The 19,696-nt window shown below is 60.5% G+C and carries 20 protein-coding genes; 19 read left to right on the forward strand and 1 reads right to left on the reverse strand.

Annotated features, from left to right (window positions below; all coding sequences use genetic code 11):
• The first annotated feature begins 442 nt into the window (after positions 1-442).
• From ACTJKZ_RS02655 to phnE (ACTJKZ_RS02730), 16 genes are all read left to right on the forward strand, one after another.
• Positions 443-1,156 (forward strand): bacteriorhodopsin, encoded by a 714-nt coding sequence (locus ACTJKZ_RS02655; RefSeq protein ID WP_161735922.1) that lies wholly within the window; start codon positions 443-445, stop codon positions 1,154-1,156.
• Positions 1,153-1,962 (forward strand): Brp/Blh family beta-carotene 15,15'-dioxygenase, encoded by an 810-nt coding sequence (locus ACTJKZ_RS02660; RefSeq protein ID WP_161735920.1) that lies wholly within the window; start codon positions 1,153-1,155, stop codon positions 1,960-1,962. Before ACTJKZ_RS02655 ends, ACTJKZ_RS02660 begins: the two co-directional genes overlap by 4 nt.
• A 236-nt stretch (positions 1,963-2,198) precedes the next feature.
• Positions 2,199-2,912, forward strand: a complete 714-nt coding sequence (phnF, locus tag ACTJKZ_RS02665; protein WP_440829509.1) for a phosphonate metabolism transcriptional regulator PhnF — start codon at positions 2,199-2,201, stop codon at positions 2,910-2,912.
• A complete protein-coding gene (phnG, locus tag ACTJKZ_RS02670; RefSeq protein ID WP_161736015.1) occupies positions 2,912-3,358 on the forward strand; it encodes a phosphonate C-P lyase system protein PhnG in 447 nt (148 codons plus the stop codon). The genes phnF and phnG overlap by 1 nt, the downstream gene beginning before the upstream one ends.
• Positions 3,358-3,933, forward strand: a complete 576-nt coding sequence (phnH, locus tag ACTJKZ_RS02675; RefSeq protein WP_440829189.1) for a phosphonate C-P lyase system protein PhnH — start codon at positions 3,358-3,360, stop codon at positions 3,931-3,933. The genes phnG and phnH overlap by 1 nt, the downstream gene beginning before the upstream one ends.
• On the forward strand, positions 3,933-5,009 hold the full coding sequence (locus tag ACTJKZ_RS02680) for a carbon-phosphorus lyase complex subunit PhnI (protein WP_440829190.1): 1,077 nt from the start codon (positions 3,933-3,935) through the stop codon (positions 5,007-5,009). Before phnH ends, ACTJKZ_RS02680 begins: the two co-directional genes overlap by 1 nt.
• On the forward strand, positions 5,002-5,850 hold the full coding sequence (locus ACTJKZ_RS02685; RefSeq protein WP_440829191.1) for an alpha-D-ribose 1-methylphosphonate 5-phosphate C-P-lyase PhnJ: 849 nt from the start codon (positions 5,002-5,004) through the stop codon (positions 5,848-5,850). Before ACTJKZ_RS02680 ends, ACTJKZ_RS02685 begins: the two co-directional genes overlap by 8 nt.
• Positions 5,840-6,601, forward strand: a complete 762-nt coding sequence (phnK, locus tag ACTJKZ_RS02690) for a phosphonate C-P lyase system protein PhnK (RefSeq protein WP_161736012.1) — start codon at positions 5,840-5,842, stop codon at positions 6,599-6,601. Before ACTJKZ_RS02685 ends, phnK begins: the two co-directional genes overlap by 11 nt.
• Entirely contained in the window at positions 6,602-7,315 is a 714-nt protein-coding gene (phnL, locus tag ACTJKZ_RS02695) for a phosphonate C-P lyase system protein PhnL (protein WP_440829192.1), read from the forward strand.
• Positions 7,312-8,448: an alpha-D-ribose 1-methylphosphonate 5-triphosphate diphosphatase gene (phnM, locus tag ACTJKZ_RS02700; RefSeq protein WP_161736010.1), complete on the forward strand. Its 1,137-nt coding sequence runs from the start codon at positions 7,312-7,314 to the stop codon at positions 8,446-8,448. The genes phnL and phnM overlap by 4 nt, the downstream gene beginning before the upstream one ends.
• Positions 8,448-8,984 carry a ribose 1,5-bisphosphokinase gene (phnN, locus tag ACTJKZ_RS02705; protein ID WP_440829193.1) on the forward strand — a complete coding sequence of 179 codons (537 nt, stop codon included), beginning with the start codon at positions 8,448-8,450 and terminating at the stop codon, positions 8,982-8,984. Before phnM ends, phnN begins: the two co-directional genes overlap by 1 nt.
• Entirely contained in the window at positions 8,981-9,751 is a 771-nt protein-coding gene (gene phnP / locus ACTJKZ_RS02710; protein WP_440829194.1) for a phosphonate metabolism protein PhnP, read from the forward strand. The genes phnN and phnP overlap by 4 nt, the downstream gene beginning before the upstream one ends.
• 78 nt (positions 9,752-9,829) lie before the next feature.
• Positions 9,830-10,660, forward strand: coding sequence for a phosphonate ABC transporter ATP-binding protein (gene phnC, locus ACTJKZ_RS02715; RefSeq protein WP_161736007.1), 831 nt, complete (start codon positions 9,830-9,832; stop codon positions 10,658-10,660).
• A 26-nt stretch (positions 10,661-10,686) separates the two neighbouring features.
• Positions 10,687-11,613, forward strand: coding sequence for a phosphonate ABC transporter substrate-binding protein (gene phnD, locus ACTJKZ_RS02720; RefSeq protein WP_161736006.1), 927 nt, complete (start codon positions 10,687-10,689; stop codon positions 11,611-11,613).
• A 92-nt stretch (positions 11,614-11,705) separates the two neighbouring features.
• Entirely contained in the window at positions 11,706-12,566 is an 861-nt protein-coding gene (gene phnE / locus ACTJKZ_RS02725) for a phosphonate ABC transporter, permease protein PhnE (RefSeq protein ID WP_222925317.1), read from the forward strand.
• Complete coding sequence (gene phnE, locus ACTJKZ_RS02730; RefSeq protein ID WP_161736004.1) at positions 12,563-13,447, forward strand: phosphonate ABC transporter, permease protein PhnE; 885 nt, start codon at positions 12,563-12,565, stop codon at positions 13,445-13,447. Before phnE (ACTJKZ_RS02725) ends, phnE (ACTJKZ_RS02730) begins: the two co-directional genes overlap by 4 nt.
• Here phnE (ACTJKZ_RS02730) and ACTJKZ_RS02735 read toward each other — a convergent pair.
• Entirely contained in the window at positions 13,401-16,010 is a 2,610-nt protein-coding gene (locus ACTJKZ_RS02735) for an ATP-binding protein (RefSeq protein ID WP_161736003.1), read from the reverse strand. The genes phnE (ACTJKZ_RS02730) and ACTJKZ_RS02735 overlap by 47 nt on opposite strands.
• A 147-nt stretch (positions 16,011-16,157) precedes the next feature.
• Here ACTJKZ_RS02735 and ACTJKZ_RS02740 point away from each other — a divergent pair, with 147 nt between their 5' ends.
• From ACTJKZ_RS02740 to ACTJKZ_RS02750, 3 genes are all read left to right on the forward strand, one after another.
• Positions 16,158-17,672 (forward strand): sugar ABC transporter ATP-binding protein, encoded by a 1,515-nt coding sequence (locus ACTJKZ_RS02740; protein ID WP_161736002.1) that lies wholly within the window; start codon positions 16,158-16,160, stop codon positions 17,670-17,672.
• A gap of 10 nt (positions 17,673-17,682) precedes the next feature.
• Positions 17,683-18,663, forward strand: a complete 981-nt coding sequence (locus ACTJKZ_RS02745; RefSeq protein ID WP_161736001.1) for an ABC transporter permease subunit — start codon at positions 17,683-17,685, stop codon at positions 18,661-18,663.
• A gap of 89 nt (positions 18,664-18,752) precedes the next feature.
• Positions 18,753-19,691, forward strand: coding sequence for an ABC transporter substrate-binding protein (locus ACTJKZ_RS02750; RefSeq protein WP_161736000.1), 939 nt, complete (start codon positions 18,753-18,755; stop codon positions 19,689-19,691).
• The last annotated feature ends 5 nt before the right edge of the window (positions 19,692-19,696 follow it).

Genomic DNA, 19,696 nt, shown 5'->3' on the forward strand with positions numbered 1-19,696 from the left:
CCCATGTGAAACGCCTCACCACGCTATTCTCATAGCGCCCGATTTCATATTTACCACTGAAAAATAAAATTATTGCTCTTTTGTCAGTTTATGCAAATAAGAGGTCTGACCCACCGCCATGATGAAAAATATGACTTACATCAATAGGTTATTTGCAGGATTGCTTTCTCTTTTTTTTGAGGTTATGGAAGTAAAGCGAAACGCTGAGAAACATAACTTTACATTGAATTTTTTATCAGACGCTTACCAGGTTGATAAAAGAGGTTAATTTAACCGTTTATTTAAAAATAAGAACTTGTGAGTTAATCATCCTGAGCAGATGACGAATATCACCATATACTTTCAGCATATTCGTTGAATGAATATAAACCTGCTTGATTAACGATAATTTGTCGCTGCATTGCTGTCGCGATACCGGCGTTTTAGTACAGGAGAGAGAAAAATGGATCAATCCGCATTCATGATTGGGTTTTCGGTCATGGCCATCGCATCACTGATTATCTACGTGACGGGTGACAAAAAATATCCTTTTGGCCACCATACACTCGTGCACGCGTCAGTCCCGTTTATTGCGGCCACGGCTTATCTGGCCATGGCGTTTGAATTTGGCAACCTCACGCTGGACAGTGGCACGGTAGTGTATCTGGCACGTTATGCTGACTGGTCTGTCACCACGCCTCTTTTACTGGCCGGGCTGGTCATGCTGGCTTTCCATGAACAGGGTAAGCCGGGCGAAATGGCGGGCTTTCTCACGGCCATCATTGTGCTGGATGTGATGATGATCGTCACCGGTCTGGTCTCTTCGCTGGCTGAAAATGCTGTCGCGAAATGGGTCTGGTATCTGTGGTCATGCGCGGCATTTCTGGGCGTTGTTTATCTGCTCTGGGGACCGCTGCGTGCTATAGCCGCTACGCGGGGTAGTGCGCTGGCAGGTGCATATAACAGAAATGTGGCCTTGCTGACCATCGTATGGTTTATCTATCCGATCGTTTTTCTGGTGGGTCCGGAAGGGCTCAACATCATTACTGATGCGACATCGGTCTGGGCATTCCTGATTCTGGATATCATCGCAAAAGTTTTCTATGCCTTCTACGCCGCGGCTAACATGAAGAAAGCCCTTTCTCATGCCGTGCCTGTTGGTGCAGTCAGGAGATGAGAGGCCAGGTGCGGCTCGGCTGGGCAGGACTGTGGGGGGCAGCGCTGGCGGCCTCTTTCAGCCCTCTTGCCGGGCAGGTGCTGTTTGCGACCGGAGCGATTGGCCTTATCGGCATGGCGCACGGTGCCAGCGATCTTGACGTCGTGAAACGCGAGCGTCAGTTTCCATTTCTTGCCGCCTATGGGCTGGTCATTGTGCTCTGTCTGTTCTGGTGGCACGGTGCGCCGGCACTGGCGCTGCCCGTTTTTCTCCTGGCCTCAGCCATACACTTTGCACTTGAGGATGCCCCTCATGGATGCAGCATTGAACGTCTGGCGCGGGGAATAAGCATGATAGCGACGCCAGCTGCTCTGCATCTGCAGGCGTTCAGTACAATTCTGCATGAGGCGGGGCTGGGATTTTCATTGCCACACTCTTTTGCTGCAGGCATTGCCCTCACAGGGGGAGTTTGTGCAGCAGGCCTTATTTTTGTGGGCTTACTCCGCCGGGACAGACGTCTTCTGGCCGGTACACTGGCATTATTACTCCTTCCGCCTTTCGTCGGTTTTTCAATGGGCTTTCTGATTTTGCATGCGCTCCCGCAAACCCGGCAGCGGCGCGATCGGCTGGGATGCAAAAGCTACACAGGCTACCTGCATGCCACATGGCCGGTACTGACGGCAGCCATTCTGCTGGCGGCGGGAACCGTCGCGATGATGCATCCCACGGATAAAGCGGGAATTCAGTCACTTTTTGCGGCACTGGCCGCACTGGCGATTCCGCATATGCTCATTACGCCCTGGTTTGAAACACGGCAAGAAGCGTAAAGCCATCGTGCAGCACCCTGAAAGTGTTCCCGGACAAACAGAGCAGAGGGTTTCAGGCCTGAGCTCTATTCCCATGACGCCTCTTTATCCTTAACTGGCTTCTGTCCCGACTTTCACATTCACCCCACCTTCACCCCTGCGTCACTATTCTGTCATCTGCGTCCCTCAGGCTAACCCCATCCCGCAGCGTCTTATCACTGCGTTCCCACTCTGTAACCCGTGAGGATTTCATCGTGATGGAGTTATCCAGACATCCGACCACTGTCTATCAGGCTGTTGCCGCACAACTGGAGCAGGCGCTGAAAGAGCGCTACCGCTGCGGCGACTATCTTCCTTCCGAACAACAGCTGGCCGATCACTATGAGGTGAACCGCCACACCCTGCGCCGCGCTGTCGATGAGCTGGTGCACAAAGGGCTGCTGCAGCGCCGTCATGGCGTCGGCATCCTGGTGCTGATGCGCCCGTATGACTATCCGCTGCATGCGCAGGCGCGCTTTAGCCAGAACCTGATGGAGCAGGGCAGTCACCCGACCAGCAAACGGCTGCTGGCGGTGCTGCGTCCGGCCAGCAACGACGTCGCCAGTGCGCTGGGCGTAAAAGAGGGCGAAAACGTCATTCACCTGCGCACCCTGCGCCGCGCCAACGGCGTGCCGCTCTGCCTGATCAACCATTTCCTCGCCGACCTCAGCTGGTGGCCACAGCTGCAGCAATTTAACAGCGGGTCGCTGCACGATTTCTTAGTGGAGCACACCGGCAAACAGCTGGTGCGCACCCAGACGCGTATCAGCACCCGCCGGGCGCAGGCAAAGGAGTGTCGGCAGCTGGATATCGCGCTGCATGCGCCGCTGCTCTGCGTGCGGACCCTGAACAAAACCAGTGATGGCGCGGTGGCGGAATACTCCGTCAGCCTGACGCGCGGCGACATGATCGAACTGACTCTGGAGCACTAATGGAACAGCAAACGGATCGCCAGCGCTGGCTGTCGGTGCTGGCACACAGCAGCGCCACCCTGCTTGAAGCGCACTGGCAGGCGCTTAATCTCCAGCCCGAATTCACGCTGGTTCGTCCGGCAGAGATCGGGCTGACGCGGTTACAGGCGCGGATGGGGGCTACCGGAAAACGCTTCGTGATGGGTGATGCCACGGTAACGCGCGCAGTGGTGCAGCTGGGCGACGGTACCCTGGGCTACAGCTACCTGTTAGGGCGCGACAAAGCCCATGCCGAACGCTGCGCCCTGCTGGATGCGCTGTTGCAGCAGCCGGAAACCCGGCTTTTGCTGGAAGAGAAGATTATTACGCCGCTGGCAGCGTGGCGCGATGAGCAGCGACAGCTGCGCGCCCGTGAAATCGCCAGCAGCAAAGTGGATTTCTTTACGCTGGTTCGCGGAGATAACTGATGACTTTACTGGCAAGTTTTAACCATCCGGTCGCGGATGCACAGCGCGCGTTTCGCCGCATTCTGAAAGCGATGAGCGAACCGGGCGTGATGGTCTCGCTGCCGCTGCAACAGGGCTGGGGCGCACTGTCCCCGGCGGCCACGGCGCTGCTGCTGACGCTGGTCGACCAGGAAAGTCCGGTCTGGCTGGATGCGCAAATCGACAACGAACAGCTGCGCAACAATCTGCGCTTCCACACCGGCGCGCCCATCACCATGCAGCAGGACGCCCCTTTCGCGCTGAGCCATGCGGCGGCGCAGCCGGATCCGACGCAGTTCGCGGCGGGTGACAACATGTCGCCGGAAAAAAGCACCACGCTGATTATCGAGTTACCGTCGCTGAATGGCGGATTAACGCTGCGTCTCTCCGGTCCCGGCCTGCGGGAAACCCGCGCCATTGCGCCGCAGCTGCCGGAAAGCGTACTGGAATATCTGCGCACCCGTCCGCATCCGTTTCCACAGGGCGTGGATCTGATCTTCACCTGTGGCGAAGCGATCATGGCCGTGCCGCGCACCACCGTTGTGGAGGTGTGCTGATGTATGTCGCGGTGAAAGGGGGCGAAAAAGCCATCTCTAATGCCCACCAGCTGCAGGCCGATCTGCGACGCGGGGATCGGGCAGTAGCGGAACTCGGCTGTGACCAGGTGGCGCAGCAGCTGGGCCTGGCGGTGGACCGGGTGATGACCGAAGGCGGAATTTACGATCCGCAACTGGCGGCGCTGGCTATCAAGCAGGCCAGCGGCGATCTGGTCGAGGCGATCTTTCTGCTGCGCGCTTATCGAACCACATTGCCACGGCTGGCGGAGAGCACGCCGCTGGCGACCGGTGCGATGCGTATCGAACGCCGCATCTCGGCGGTCTACAAAGATCTGCCGGGCGGCCAGGTGCTGGGCCCAACCTATGACTACAGCCACCGGCTGCTCGACTTCACGCTGCTGGCTAACGGTGAAACGCCCGCTGCGCCGCGTGACGATTGCCCGGTGCCAGACCAGTGCCCCCATATGTTCAGCATGATGACCGAGGAAGGGCTGGCTGCTGGCGAGGTGGATGACGGCAGCGAGCCGGTCGATATCACCCGCGAGCCAGTGAGTTTTCCCGCCTCACGCGCCGCGCGGCTGCAACAGCTGGTGCGCGGCGACGAAGGGTTTCTGCTGGCGCTGGGCTATTCGACCCAGCGCGGCTATGGCCGTACCCATCCGTTTGCCGGTGAGATCCGCACCGGCACTCTCAGCGTCAGCATCTGTCCCGAAGAGCTGGGTTTTGAGCTGGAGATCGGGGAACTGCTGCTGACGGAGTGTGAAATGGTCAACGGCGTCGCCCACAGCGATGATGCTGCGCCGCAGTTTACCCGTGGTTACGGGCTGGTGTTTGGCCGTGCCGAACGCAAAGCGATGGCGATGGCGCTGGTAGACCGCGCGCTGCAAAGCCGCGAGCAGAATGAGCGTGTGACCAGCCCGGCGCAGGATGAAGAGTTTGTGCTGTCGCACGCCGACAACGTCGAAGCGGCGGGCTTTGTCTCGCACCTCAAGCTGCCGCACTACGTCGATTTTCAGGCCGAGCTGGAATTGCTGAAACAGCTCCAGAACGATTATCAGGAACGCAACCATGGCTAAACTCACCGGCTATAACAACGGCTATCTCGACGAGCAGACCAAACGCACCATCCGTCGCGCCATCCTGAAAGCGGTGGCGATCCCCGGCTATCAGGTGCCATTCGCCGGACGCGAGATGCCGATGCCTTACGGCTGGGGCACTGGCGGCATCCAGATCACCGCCAGCGTGATTGGCGATCAGGATGTGCTCAAGGTGATCGATCAGGGCGCAGATGACACCACGAATGCGGTATCGATCCGCCAGTTCTTTAAGCGGGTCAGCGGCGCGGCCACTACCGAGCGCACCGCCGATGCCACGCTGATCCAGACCCGCCATCGCATCCCGGAAACGCCACTGGAGGAGGATCAGATCCTGATTTTTCAGGTGCCGATCCCGGAGCCACTGCGTTTTATTGAGCCGCGCGAAACCGAGACCCGCACCATGCACGCGCTGGAGGAGTACGGCATCATGCAGGTGAAGCTGTATGAAGATATCGCCCGCTACGGGCATATCGCCACCACCTACGCTTATCCGGTGCGGGTCAACGATCGCTACGTGATGGATCCGTCGCCCATTCCTAAATTCGATAACCCGAAGATGCACATGATGCCCGCGTTGCAGCTGTTTGGTGCCGGGCGTGAAAAGCGCATCTACGCTTTGCCGCCTTATACCCGCGTGGAGAGTCTCGACTTCGACGATCACCCGTTCACCGTGCAGCAGTGGGAAGAACCCTGCGCGCTGTGCGGCTCGCGCCACAGCTATCTCGATGAGGTGGTGATGGACGATCAGGGAACGCGGATGTTTGTCTGCTCCGACACCGACTTTTGCCATCAGCAGCAGGAACAGCAACATGCACAGTGAACAGCCGCTGCTTGCGGTGAACCAGCTCACCCATCTTTACGCGCCGGGCAAAGGGTTTGAGCAGGTCAGTTTTGATCTCTGGCCCGGTGAAGTGCTGGGGATTGTCGGCGAGTCCGGCTCCGGTAAAACCACGCTGCTGCAGAGCCTGTCGGCGCGTCTGACGCCGCAGCAGGGCAGCATTCTTTATCAGAACCGCAACCTTTATCAGATGAGTGAAAGCGATCGCCGTCGCCTGCTGCGCACCGAGTGGGGCGTAGTACATCAGCATCCGATGGACGGACTGCGTTCGCAGGTCAGTGCGGGCGGCAACATCGGCGAACGGCTGATGGCGACCGGGCAGCGCCACTATGGCGACATCCGCGCCGAGGCGAGCCGCTGGTTACAGGCGGTAGAGATTGATGCCGGTCGCATCGACGATCTGCCGACCACCTTTTCCGGCGGGATGCAGCAGCGTCTGCAGATTGCCCGCAACCTGGTGACGCAGCCGCAGCTGATGTTTATGGATGAGCCAACCGGCGGGCTGGATGTCTCGGTGCAGGCGCGACTGCTGGATCTGCTGCGAACGCTGGTGCGCGAGCTGAATCTGGCGGTGGTGATTGTCACTCACGATCTCGGCGTAGCGCGACTGCTGGCGCATCGCCTGCTGGTGATGAAACAGGGGCGGGTGGTGGAGAGCGGTCTGACCGACCGCGTGCTGGACGATCCTCATCATCCCTACACTCAACTGCTGGTCTCTTCGGTGCTCAATTAAATGACGACTCACACTCCGCGTCTGCGTGTAGAAAATCTGTGTAAAACCTTTGTGCTGCACAATCAGAACGGCGCGGCGCTGCCGGTGCTGCACAACACCAGTCTGACGGCAGGCGAGGGCGAATGCGTGGTGCTGCACGGTCACTCTGGTAGCGGCAAATCCACGCTGCTGCGCGCGCTTTATGGCAACTATCAGCCCGACAGCGGCCACATCCGCGTGGCGCATCAGGGCGAATGGATCGATATGGCGCAGGCATCAGCGCGTCAGATTATCGCCCTGCGCCGTGACACGCTGGGCTGGGTCAGCCAGTTTCTGCGGGTGATCCCGCGTGTGCCGACACTGGAGATTGTGATGCAGCCGCTGCTGGAGCGCGGCGTGGATCGTGAATTCTGCGAAGCGCGGGCCGCCGAACTGCTGGCCCGGCTGAATGTGCCGCAGCGTCTCTGGTCGTTGGCCCCGTCCACCTTTTCCGGCGGTGAGCAGCAGCGCGTGAACATCGCTCGCGGCTTTATCGCCGACTATCCGGTGCTGCTGCTGGATGAACCCACCGCCTCGCTCGACAGCGTCAACAGCGCGGCGGTAGTGAGTTTGATTGAACAGGCGCGCGCCCGGGGTGCCGCCATCGTCGGTATTTTTCACGATCGGGCGGTGCGCGAGCGGGTAGCCGACCGGCTGCACCTGATGCACGCGACCGACACAGGAGTGCAGGCATGATCATCAATAACGTCAGACTGGTGCTGGAAAACGAAGTGGTGAACGGATCGCTGGAGTTTCGTGATGAGCGCATCAGCAGCTTCAGCGAAACCACCAGCCAGCAGCCGGGCGCGCTGGATGGCGAAGGGGCCTGGCTGCTGCCGGGGCTGGTGGAGCTGCACACCGATAACCTCGACAAGTTTTTCACCCCACGGCCAAAAGTGGACTGGCCTGCACATTCGGCGATGAGCAGCCACGATGCGCTGATGGTTTCCAGCGGCATCACCACTGTGCTGGACGCGATTGGCGTGGGCGATGTGCGCGACGGCGGGCACCGGCTGGATAACCTCAGCAAGATGATCGACGCCATCCGCGACAGCAACCGTAAAGGGCTGAACCGGGCCGAGCATCTGCTGCATCTGCGCTGTGAACTGCCGCATCCTACCACCGCGCCGCTGTTTGAAGCGCTGATGGGCACGCCGGAACTGGCGCTGGTGTCGCTGATGGACCATTCGCCGGGCCAGCGCCAGTATGCGTCGCTGACCAAATATCGCGAATATTATCAGGGCAAATATCAGCTCAACGACGCCGAGATGGATCAGTTCGAGCATGACCAGCTCACTCTGGCGGCAGCGTGGTCGCAGCCCAATCGTCAGGCGATTGCCGGACTGTGCCGCGAACATGGCATCGCCATTGCCAGCCACGATGACGCTACCGCGGCGCACGTGGAGGAGTCCCATGCGGCAGGCAGCCGCATCGCGGAGTTTCCGACCACGCTGGAGGCGGCTCGCGCCTCACGCTATCGCAACATGCAGGTGCTGATGGGCGCGCCCAACATCGTGCGCGGCGGCTCGCACTCCGGCAACGTTGCCGCCTGGGAACTGGCGTCACACGGCCTGCTGAATATTCTGTCATCCGATTACTACCCGGCCAGCCTGCTGGATGCGGCGTTCCGGCTGGCAGATGATGAGCGCAACAGCCTCGGCATGGCGCAGGCGATTGCACTGGTGACCTGTAACCCGGCCCGCGCGCTAGGGCTGGAGGATCGCGGTGTGATCGCCGAGGGCTGCCGCGCCGATCTGGTGCTGGCGCACACCGCACACGGCTACCCGCACGTGCGGCACGTCTGGAGCAAAGGTCGGCAGGTTTACTGATGGCGCGGCTGATCTGGCTCACCGGTCCCTCGGGTTCAGGTAAAGACAGCCTGCTGGATGCGCTGCGGGCGTCACCGCCGCCCCGGCTGCTGATCGCCCATCGCTACATTACCCGCGCCGCCGATGCGGGCGGTGAAAACCATGTGGCGCTGACTGAGGCGGAGTTTGAGCGTCGCGCCGCACTCGGCCTGTTTGCGGTGAGCTGGGAGGCGCACGGTTTCCGCTACGGCATCGGCTGTGAGACCGAGCAATGGCTGTTGCGCGGGCAGAATGTGGTGGTGAACGGGTCGCGGCTGCATCTGGCCCAGGCGCAGGCGCGGTTTGGTGCGCAGCTGCTGCCGGTCTGTCTGCAGGTGTCGCCCGCGGTACTGGCGGCGCGGCTGCGTCAGCGCGGACGGGAAGATGAGGCGGAGATCGCCCGGCGGCTGGCGCGCGCCGCTCAGCCGCAGCCCGATGGCTGCTTTATTCTCAACAACGACGTCGCGCTGGCGGATACCGTCTGCCAGCTGCGCCAGATACTGGAGGCGCATCAATGAAACTCACTTTTTTGGGTACCGGCGGGGTGACTGCGGCACCGCTGCCGGGCTGCGACTGTCGCGCCTGCCAGCGGGCGCAGCGCAATAGCGCCCATGCGCGTGCGGCCTGCAGTGCGCTGATTGAGTTTGGCCACGAGCGAATCCTGCTGGATGCCGGTCTCTTGCTGCTGGCGTCGCGCTTTCCGCCCGGCACGCTGACGCGCATTCTGCTGACCCATTACCACATGGATCATGTGCAGGGCCTGTTTGCGCTGCGCTGGGGAGTGGGCGCACCGATTCCGGTCTGGGGACCGCCCGATCCGCGAGGCTGTGACGATCTCTATAAACACCCTGGCCTGCTCGATTTCCGTCCCGCCTTAACGCCGTTTGTGGCGCACGCCTTCGGTGAATTGCAGGTCACGCCGCTGCCCCTGCAACACTCGAAGCTGACGCACGGCTATCTGTTCGACTGGCATGGCACCCGGCTCGCCTGGCTGTGCGACACCTGCGGACTGCCGTCCGATACCGCCGACTTCCTGCGTGGCCAGCCGCTGGATCAACTGGTGATTGACTGCAACGATCCGCCCCGTGCCGAACCGCGTAATCACAATGATGTGACCCGGGCACTGGCGATTGCGGCGCTGCTTCAGCCGCGTCAGACGTGGCTGACCCACCTCAGTCATGAGATGGATAACTGGTTAGCCGAAAACCCGTTGCCGGAGGGTGTGCAGCCTGCCCGTGACGGTCAGACATTGCTGTGCGGTGCGCACTGGCCTGTCACGGTTTGATCATCTTGCTGTCATCCCGCGTTCATCGCGCCACGCCTTAATAACCGGCAGACGCAATCAGCGATGACGGAGAACAGCATGGCACAGGCACTTCTGAAAACGGTGGTCGATAACGACGTACCACCGGCCAGCCACAGCGGACAAAAAGTGTTGTCGGTGCAGAAACTGAGCAAAGCCTACGGCGACACCCAGGTGCTGGATCAGGTTAGTTTCGACCTGCACGCCGGTGAACTGGTGGCGGTGATTGGCCGCTCGGGCGCGGGTAAATCGACCCTGCTGCATATGCTCAACGGCACGATTAACGCCACGTCCGGCGCGATTATAAGCCTGCATGAAGGCGAAGCCGATCGTAACGTGGTCACGCTCAACAGCCGCCAGCTGCGCGAATGGCGCAGCCAGTGCGGCATGATCTTTCAGGACTTCTGTCTGGTGCCGCGACTCGACGTGCTGACCAACGTGCTGCTGGGCCGTCTGAGCCAGACCGGCACGCTGAAGTCTTTCTTTAAAATCTTCTCTGACCAGGACCGGGCGCACGCCATCGAACTGCTGCAGTGGATGAACATGCTGCCGCAGGCGCTGCAGCGGGCGGAAAACCTCTCTGGCGGTCAGATGCAGCGCGTGGCGATCTGTCGCGCATTAATGCAGAACCCCAAAATCCTGCTGGCCGATGAGCCGGTGGCGTCGCTCGACCCTAAAAATACCAAACGCATCATGGATGTACTGCGTCAGGTCAGCGAGCAGGGCATCAGCGTCATGGTCAACCTGCACTCGATTGAGCTGGTGAAAAGCTATTGCACCCGTGTGATTGGCATCCAGCGCGGCGTGGTGCTGTTTGACGGCCATCCTTCCCGACTCACCGACAGCCTGCTGCACCAGCTGTACGGTGATGAACTTAACCAAATCCATTAACGTCCACAGCAAGAGAATAATTCCGAATGAAACTGACTTCTTTAGCACTTCTGACCCCTGTCATGGCGTTTGGTGTCAGCGCAGCGGATGCGCCGAAACAGCTTAATCTGGGGATTCTGGGCGGGCAGAACGCCACCCAGCAGATTGGCGATAATCAGTGTGTGAAGACCTTCTTTGATAAAGAGCTGGGTGTGGATACCCAGATGCGCAACGCCTCTGACTATTCGGGCGTGATTCAGGGCCTGCTGGGCGGCAAGATCGATATGGTACTGAGCATGTCACCGGCTTCGTTTGCCTCGGTCTACATTCAGGACCCGAAAGCGGTAGACGTGGTCGGCATTGTGGTGGATGACAAAGATCAGTCACGTGGCTACCACTCTGTCGTCATCGTTAAAGCGGACAGCCCGTATAAAAAGCTGGAAGACCTGAAGGGCAAATCTTTCGGTATGGCCGATCCCGACTCGACGTCCGGTTTCCTGATGCCAAACCAGGCATTTAAGAAGATGTTCGGCGGCTCGGTGGATGACAAATATAACAACACCTTCTCCAGCGTCACCTTCTCTGGCGGCCATGAGCAGGACATTCTGGGCGTGCTGAACAACCAGTTCGATGGCGCGGTCACCTGGACCTCGCTGGTCGGTGACTACAACAGCGGCTACACCTCTGGCGCATTTGGCCGTCTGATCCGTATGGACCATCCGGATCTGATGAAGCAGATCCGCATTATCTGGCAGTCACCGCTGATCCCCAACGGCCCGGTGCTGGTCAGCAACAAGCTGCCTGCCGACTTTAAAGCGAAAGTGGTGTCGGCGATTAAAAAGCTGGATAAGGAAGATCACGCCTGCTTCGTGAAAGCGGTAGGCGGTGAGCAGCATATCGGTGAGGCGACGGTCGCTGATTACAAAAATATCATCGATATGAAACGTGACCTGATGAAAGGCAGCCGCGGCTAAGGCCGGACTTCCTGACTTTTCCTGCCCAGGCGGGAAAGGCGGGACGCGGCAACCCCGCCTGCGTCCCGCTGCTTTAGCGCCGGAGAACCCCTTTGACCGACTTCGAACACTATTACCAACGCATCCGCCGTCAGCAGAAGCGTGACACGCTGTTGTGGTCACTGCTGCTGGTGGCGCTCTATCTGGCGGCGGGCAGGGTGGCAGAATTTAATCTGCTCACCGTCTGGCAGTCGCTGCCGCACTTCTTCGACTACCTGCACGAAATCCTGCCGGTGCTGCATCTGCCGCTGCTGTTTGCTGACGGCAAAACCAGTGGCTCGCTGGCTTACTGGGGCTACCGTCTGCCGATTCAGCTGCCGCTGATCTGGGAAACGCTGCAACTGGCGCTGGCCTCGACGCTGGTGGCGGTGGCACTGGCCGCAGTGCTGGCCTTTTTCGCCGCCGACAACACCCAGACGCCGGTCAGCGTGCGGATGACGATTCGCGCCTGTGTTGCCTTTCTGCGCACCATGCCAGAGCTGGCGTGGGCGGTGATGTTTGTCATGGCGTTTGGCATCGGCGCGATCCCTGGTTTTCTGGCGCTGGCGCTGCACACCGTGGGCAGCCTGACCAAGCTGTTTTACGAGGCGATTGAGTCGGCGTCGGATAAGCCGGTGCGCGGTCTGGCCGCCTGCGGTGCCAGCAAGCTGCAGCGGATGCGTTTCGCCTTCTGGCCACAGGTGAAACCGATCTTTCTCTCCTACAGCTTTATGCGGCTGGAGATTAACTTTCGCTCCTCCACCATTCTTGGGCTGGTCGGCGCGGGTGGCATCGGCCAGGAGCTGATGACCAATATCAAACTGGACCGCTACGATCAGGTCAGTATCACGCTGCTGCTGATCCTGATTGTGGTGTCGCTGCTGGATACGCTCTCCGGCCAGCTTCGTCGCCGTGTCACAGGAGACAGGACATGATAAGCACCGTTCCCGATATCGCGCTAATGAAGCAGCAGCATCGTGAACTCTTCGCCGCACAGCCGCGCTATCTGCGTCGCCTGGCGCTGATGACACTGGCAGTGCTGCTCTACTACCTCTTTTTCTTCTCGGTATTTGGTCTGGAGTGGTCGCGTTTGCTGATGGGCTGTCAGCAGCTGGGGCGCTATTTCCTGCGGATGTTTGTCTGGCACGATTTCGTGAACTGGCCGTTTGGCTACTATCTGTCGCAGGTCGGCATCACCTTAGGGATTGTCTTTGCCGGCACGCTGACTGCCTCGCTGCTGGCGCTGCCGCTGTCGTTTCTGGCGGCACGCAATGTGATGCACGATCGCGCTGCGAAGCCGCTGGCGTTTCTGGTGCGGCGTCTGTTCGATGTGTTACGCGGCATCGATATGGCGATCTGGGGGCTGATATTCGTGCGAGCGGTGGGGATGGGGCCGCTGGCCGGGGTGCTGGCGATTATCCTGCAGGATGTCGGCCTGCTCGGTAAGCTGTACGCCGAAGGGCATGAAGCGGTGGAGCGCTCGCCCAGTCGCGGGCTGGGCGCGGTCGGGGCCAACAGTCTGCAGAAACACCGGTTCGGCATCTTCACCCAGTCATTTCCGCAGTTCCTGGCGCTGAGCCTTTACCAGATTGAGTCTAATACCCGCTCGGCGGCGGTGCTGGGCTTTGTCGGCGCGGGTGGCGTCGGCCTGGTCTATGCCGAGAACATGCGGCTGTGGAACTGGGATGTGGTGATGTTCCTGACGCTGATCCTGGTGGTAGTGGTCATGGTGATGGATGTGATCTCCAGCCGCCTGCGTAAGCGCTACATCAGTGGCAAGCCGGTGCCGTTGTGGCAGCCTGCTGCGCGCGATTAAGTCGCTCGCTGCGCTGCCAGGCGCGCTGCAGCGCCTGCACCAGCTGGGCCTGCTGCCAGGGTTTCGCCAGTCGTTCGCACAGCGGCAGCGTCACCGGCTGGTGGCGCAGATCCTGACCGCTGATAAGCAGCGTCGCCAGCTGCGGCCAGTTCTGCTGCGCCTGGCGGATCACTTCCGCACCATTGATCTCGCCGGGCAGCATCAGATCGCTGATCAGCAGGTCGATATCGGGCGTCTGGCGCAGCAGCGCCAGCGCCGCTTCACCATCACCACACTCCAGCGTCAGATACCCCAGCTGATGCAGATGCTCGCACAGCGTCTGGCGCACCGCCGGTTCATCATCCAGCACCAGTATCAGCCGGTTGTTCGCTGCCTCTGCCTCCGCGGGCTTTGGCGGTGGCGGGGCGATCGCGGCAGTGGCGGCGGCTTCCGAAGCGCGCGGCAACAGCAGCCGCACCGTGGTGCCCTGGCCCGGCGCGGTTTCCAGTTCGATCTGCCCGCCTGACTGTCGCACAAAGCCGTAAACCATCGACAGCCCCAGTCCGCTGCCGCTGCCGGTGGCTTTGGTGGTGAAGAAGGGCTCGAAAACCTGCTCGCGAACCTCGGCGGACATGCCACAACCGCGATCGATGACCTCTATTGTGACCCTGTCACTTTTCTCGCCTGCTTCCGGACGACGCTGATTCCAGATGCGCAGCCGGATTTCGCCGCTTTGCTGATACATCGCATCGCGCGCGTTTACCACCAGATTCATCAGCGCATTCTCCAGCTGGCTGGCATCAATCCAGGCCAGCCAGCCAGGACGCTGCGCATCAATAACCAGCTGCTGTCCCGGCAGCAGCGAGTGTTGCAACAGGCTCTGCAGGTTATCCACCAGCGTCACCACCGACACCGCGCGGGGATAGAGCGCCTGCTTGCGTGAAAACGCCAGCAGCCGCTGCGTCAGCTGGGCGGCGCGATCGGCGGCCTGCCGCGCCCGCTCTATCCGGGTCGCCAGCGGGCCGGGCATCAGCTGGCCTTCAGTCAGCGCCAGACTGCCGATAATCACCGCCAGCAGATTGTTGAAGTCGTGCGCCAGGCCGCCGGTCAGCTGACCGACCGCCTTCATCTTCTGGCTGTGCTGTAGCGCCTCCTCCAGCGTTTTGCGCGAGGTCCGATCCAGCACGGTATTGACCATGCCGCGCCGGGGGATCGGGCTGAAGCGCAGCTCCAGTGTCCGGCCATCGGCCAGCCGGATCTCCTGCGGTTCGCCGGGATCGTGCAGATCGACCGCCAGCGGAGCCAGCAGTTGCTGATAATGGACGCCACGATGCAGCTCACGCGGCGCGATACCCAGCAGCTCGGCATACTGGGCGTTCCACACCACCAGCTGACCGTGGTGATCGAACAGGGCAAAGCCGTCGCGCATCGCCAGAAACGTGGATTCCAGCTGATTGCTTTTCTCTTTCAGCAGACGTGAGGTATGCGCCAGCGAGGCGGTATTGCGGGCAAAGACGTTAAAGGCGCGCGCCAGCTCGCCCAGCTCGTCGCGCCGCTGCAATCCCGGCACGCTGACGTTCTGCTCGCCCTGCGCCAGCCGCGTCATCGCCCCGGCAATCGCCGTCAGGCTCGACCCAAGATTGCGGTAGATATAGATCCCGGCGTACCCGGTGATCGCCAGCGCCAGCAGCACAAATAGCGCGATAAAGCCGATGATGGAGTCGAGTTCGTGATGGGTGGCCTGGGTGCGCGCCTCGCTCTGCAATGCGACCTGCTGCACCGACGCATTGATATCGTCGTTCAGCATCGCGACCAGCGCTTTAATCCGGTAGGTGGCGTAGGCGATCGCCAGGTCACTCTGCTCCAGCGCCTCCGCCAGCGGCAGCAGGCGCTGCTGAGTGACCAGCAGCCGCTGTACCTGCTGACCGGTGATCCCCGTCAGCGGCACCGTGCGCCACTGCGTCATGATCTGCTGAAGCTGTTCAATCACGGCGATGGGCGAGGGTGTACGGATGGCGATAGTGATCAGCCGTTCGGTCTGCTCGCGCAATGCGGCATCCGGTCGCGTCCGCTGTTCCAGCTGCACCCGCTGGTCGATATGGCTGAGCAGAATCTGCGTCTGCCACAGATCGCTCAGCATGTTGTTGCGCTGCAGATGCCGCTGATGGCCGTTCAGCAGCAGGCTGTTAATCGTCTGTTCCAGCATCAGGCTGCGCGCGCGGATCCGGGCGATGCGCTCCGGCTGACGGGCCGCCAGCGGCGCGCTGGCCAGCAGGCTCAGCGACTGCTGCAACGCCTGCTGATTCTGCTGCAGCCGCTGTGATTCGCTCTGATACTCCAGCGCCCCGACCACCTGCGACAGCCGCACCGCTGCTGTCGCCACGTTGGCGGTGTCACGTGCCAGCGCCAGGCTGCCGTTCATATCCGCCAGCGTCTGCGCCTGCGCCTGCTCCTGAATCGCCCCGGCATGACGAAAGCCGATAATCGCCACCACGCTCACCATCAGCGTGACCGACACTACCAGCAGATTGAACAGCAACAGGCGGCCACGTGCCCCGGCCTGCCACGGATAACTGCGCTGCATCCCACAACCTCTTCATCACTGCAACAGTGGGCCGAGTATAGGAGCGTGATGTCGGGCATTTATGACAAATATGAATGGCGGCTGACATTTTCCGTTTATCTGGTGTTGCTTAACTGGCGGCTATCCACAGTCCGCAGGAGCAGGGCGATGACAGCCACACCGATACTGGAAATGCGGGGCATTACCCGGCGCTTCGGCAATTTTCATGCCCTGAAGGGCGTTGACCTCACGGTGTATCCTGGTGAGGTTCATGCGCTGATGGGAGAGAACGGCGCGGGTAAAAGCACACTGATGAAGATTCTGGCCGGTGCCTATACCGCCAGCAGCGGGGAAATTCTCATTGAAGGCAGGCCCTATACGATTAAGGGGCCGAAAGAGGCGCTGGCCGCCGGGATCACCCTGATTTATCAGGAGATCAACCTGGCACCCAATCTGACGGTGGCGGAGAACATTTTTCTCGGCAGCGAAATCGCACCCGGCGGGCTGGTGAAGCGGCGGCAGATGGCCGAAGAGGCGCAGCGGGTGATTGACCGGCTCGGCGCGCAGTTCAGCGCCTGGGATCTGGTGAGTCGATTGAGCATCGCCGAGCAGCAGCAGGTGGAGATCGCCCGCGCGCTGCAACGCAACAGCCGCATCCTGGTGATGGATGAGCCGACCGCCGCGCTCTCTAATCGCGAAACCGAACAGCTTTTTGCGCTGATTAAACGGCTGCGCAGCGAAGGCATGGCCATTATCTATATCAGCCACCGCATGGCGGAGGTCTATGAGCTGTCCGATCGCGTCAGCGTGCTGCGTGACGGGGAGTATGTGGGCAGCCTGACCCGTGACCAGCTCAATGCCAGTGAACTGGTGCGGATGATGGTCGGGCGGCCGCTCAGCGACCTGTTTAACAAAGACCGGGCTATCCCGTTGGGCGACATCCGGCTGGCAGTGAATCACCTCGCCGACGGCGGCAAAGTGCATCCCAGCAGTCTGGCGGTGCGGGCCGGGGAAATAGTCGGCCTGGCCGGTCTGGTGGGCGCAGGCCGCAGTGAACTGGCACAGCTGATCTTTGGCGTACACAAGCCGAAACAGGGTGAGATCTGGATCGACGGCGAGAAGGTCACTATTCATTCGCCGCGTGATGCGATTGCGCGCGGTATCGGTTTTCTCACTGAGAACCGCAAAGAGCAGGGGCTGTTTCTGGAGATGGCGGCGCAGGAGAACATCGTCATGGCGACGCTGGAGCGCGATTCGAGTTACGGCATGCTCAACCGCCGTAAAGGACAGACCATCGCGACGGAGGCGATCGCCTCACTCAATATTCGTGTACCACACGCTCAGGTCCGTGCAGGCGGCCTGTCGGGCGGCAACCAGCAGAAGCTGCTGATCTCACGCTGGGTGGCGATTGGCCCGCGCATTCTGATCCTGGATGAGCCGACGCGCGGCGTCGATGTCGGCGCGAAAAGCGAGATCTACCGCATGATGCAGGCGATGGCGCGGCAGGGTGTGGCGATTTTAATGATCTCCAGCGAACTGCCGGAAGTGGTCGGGATGAGCGACCGCGTTTACGTGATGCACGAAGGCACCATCGTCGGTGAGCTTGAGGGCAGCCACATCAGTCAGGAAAACATTATGACGCTGGCAACCGGTGCGCACAGCACGTCAGCAGGCGAAATCTGAGGAGACCATCATGTCACAACTGGCCCGCACCAAAGCGCCGACGCTGAAACGCGCCCTGATGGGCGATCTGCTGCAAACGGTGGGTATCCTGCCGATTCTTATCCTGATCGTGGCGGTATTTGGGTTCGTTACGCCCAACTTCTTTACCGAAGCGAACCTGCTCAACATTACCCGTCAGGCGTCGATCAACATCGTGCTGGCGGCGGGCATGACCTTTGTCATTCTGACCGGCGGCATCGACCTGTCGGTGGGATCGATGCTGGGCACTACGGCGGTGGTCGCGCTGGTGGCGTCGCTGGATCCGATGCTCGCCTCCCTGACTATTCCGATGGCGCTGGGCGCGGGCCTGGTGATGGGGCTGTTCAACGGTATCCTCGTCGCCTGGGCCGGGTTGCCGCCCTTTATTGTCACGCTCGGCACCTACACTGCGCTGCGCGGGGCGGCCTATCTGCTGGCGAACGGCACCACGGTGATTAACTCCGATATTAACTTTGAGTGGATTGGTAACGGCTATCTCGGGCCGGTGCCGTGGCTGATTGTGATTGCCTTTGCGGTAATCGCCATCTGCTGGTTCATCCTGCGTCGCACCACGCTGGGCGTCCATATCTACGCGGTCGGCGGCAACATCCAGGCGGCGCGTCTTACCGGCATCAAGGTTGGCGTGGTGCTGCTGTTTGTCTACGGCATGAGCGGCCTGCTGTCGGGGCTGGGCGGCTTAATGAGCGCCTCGCGGCTCTACAGCGCCAACGGCAACCTCGGCGTCGGCTACGAGCTGGATGCGATTGCGGCGGTGATCCTCGGCGGCACCAGCTTTGTCGGCGGCATTGGTACCATCACCGGCACCCTGATTGGCGCACTGATTATTGCCACGCTGAATAACGGCATGACGCTGATGGGCGTCTCCTATTTCTGGCAACTGGTGATCAAGGGGGCGGTGATCATCATCGCGGTCCTGATCGACAAATACCGTACCCGACATCATGTGAGTTGAGGCTTAAAAGGGCGGATGCGCCGTGTCGCCTCCGCCACCCAAAAAACGCCATTAAGTGGTTGGCACCTAAAAACAGCAGGAGAAGGTCTATGCGTTTTAATCCGATTGTAACCGGGCTGCTGGCGGCGACGCTGCTCAGCACCGGCCTGGCTCAGGCAAAAGAACTCAAATCTATTGGCGTCACGGTCGGCGATCTCGCTAACCCCTTCTTCGTGCAGATCACCAAAGGCGCAGAGATGAAGGCGCGTCAGCTGGCGGGCGACAAGGTCAACGTGACGCTGGTCTCCAGCGGTTACGATCTCGGTCAGCAGGTCGGCCAGATTGATAACTTTATCGCGGCCAAAGTCGACATGATTATCCTCAATGCCGCCGACTCCAAAGGGATCGCCCCGGCGGTGAAGCGGGCGCGTGACGCCGGTATCGTGGTGGTGGCGGTCGACGTGGCAGCCGATGGCGCGAATGCGACCATCACCTCCGATAACACCGAGGCGGGCGCGATGGCCTGTAAATATATTTCTGACCGCCTGAAGAACAAAGGCAATGTGGTGATCATCAACGGACCGCCGGTTTCAGCTGTACAGAACCGCGTTGAAGGCTGCATGAATGAGCTGAAAACCCATCCGGATATCAAGCTGCTCTCCTACAACCAGAACGCCAAAGGCAGTCGTGAAGGCGGACTGGAAGTCATGACCGGCCTGCTCTCGGCTAACCCGAAAATCGATGCGGTCTTTGCTATCAACGACCCGACCGCGATTGGTGCCGATTTAGCCGCGAAACAGGCGCAGCGCAGTGAGTTCTTTATCGTTGGCGTCGATGGCTCGCCAGACGGTGAAGAGGCGCTGAAGCGCAAGAATTCACTGTTCGTTGCGACGCCTGCGCAGGACCCGCAGGTCATGGCGGCCAAAGCGGTTGAGATTGGCTATGACATCCTGCAGGGCAAACCGGCCCCGGATAAGCCCGTGCTGATCCCGGTGAAACTGATCGACCGCAATAATATCGGCAGCTATCAGGGCTGGACGGTGAAATAGGCTTT

This window comes from Pantoea sp. 22096, assembly GCF_052045955.1.
In the GTDB taxonomy this organism is placed as follows: Bacteria; Pseudomonadota; Gammaproteobacteria; order Enterobacterales; family Enterobacteriaceae; genus Pantoea; species Pantoea alfalfae.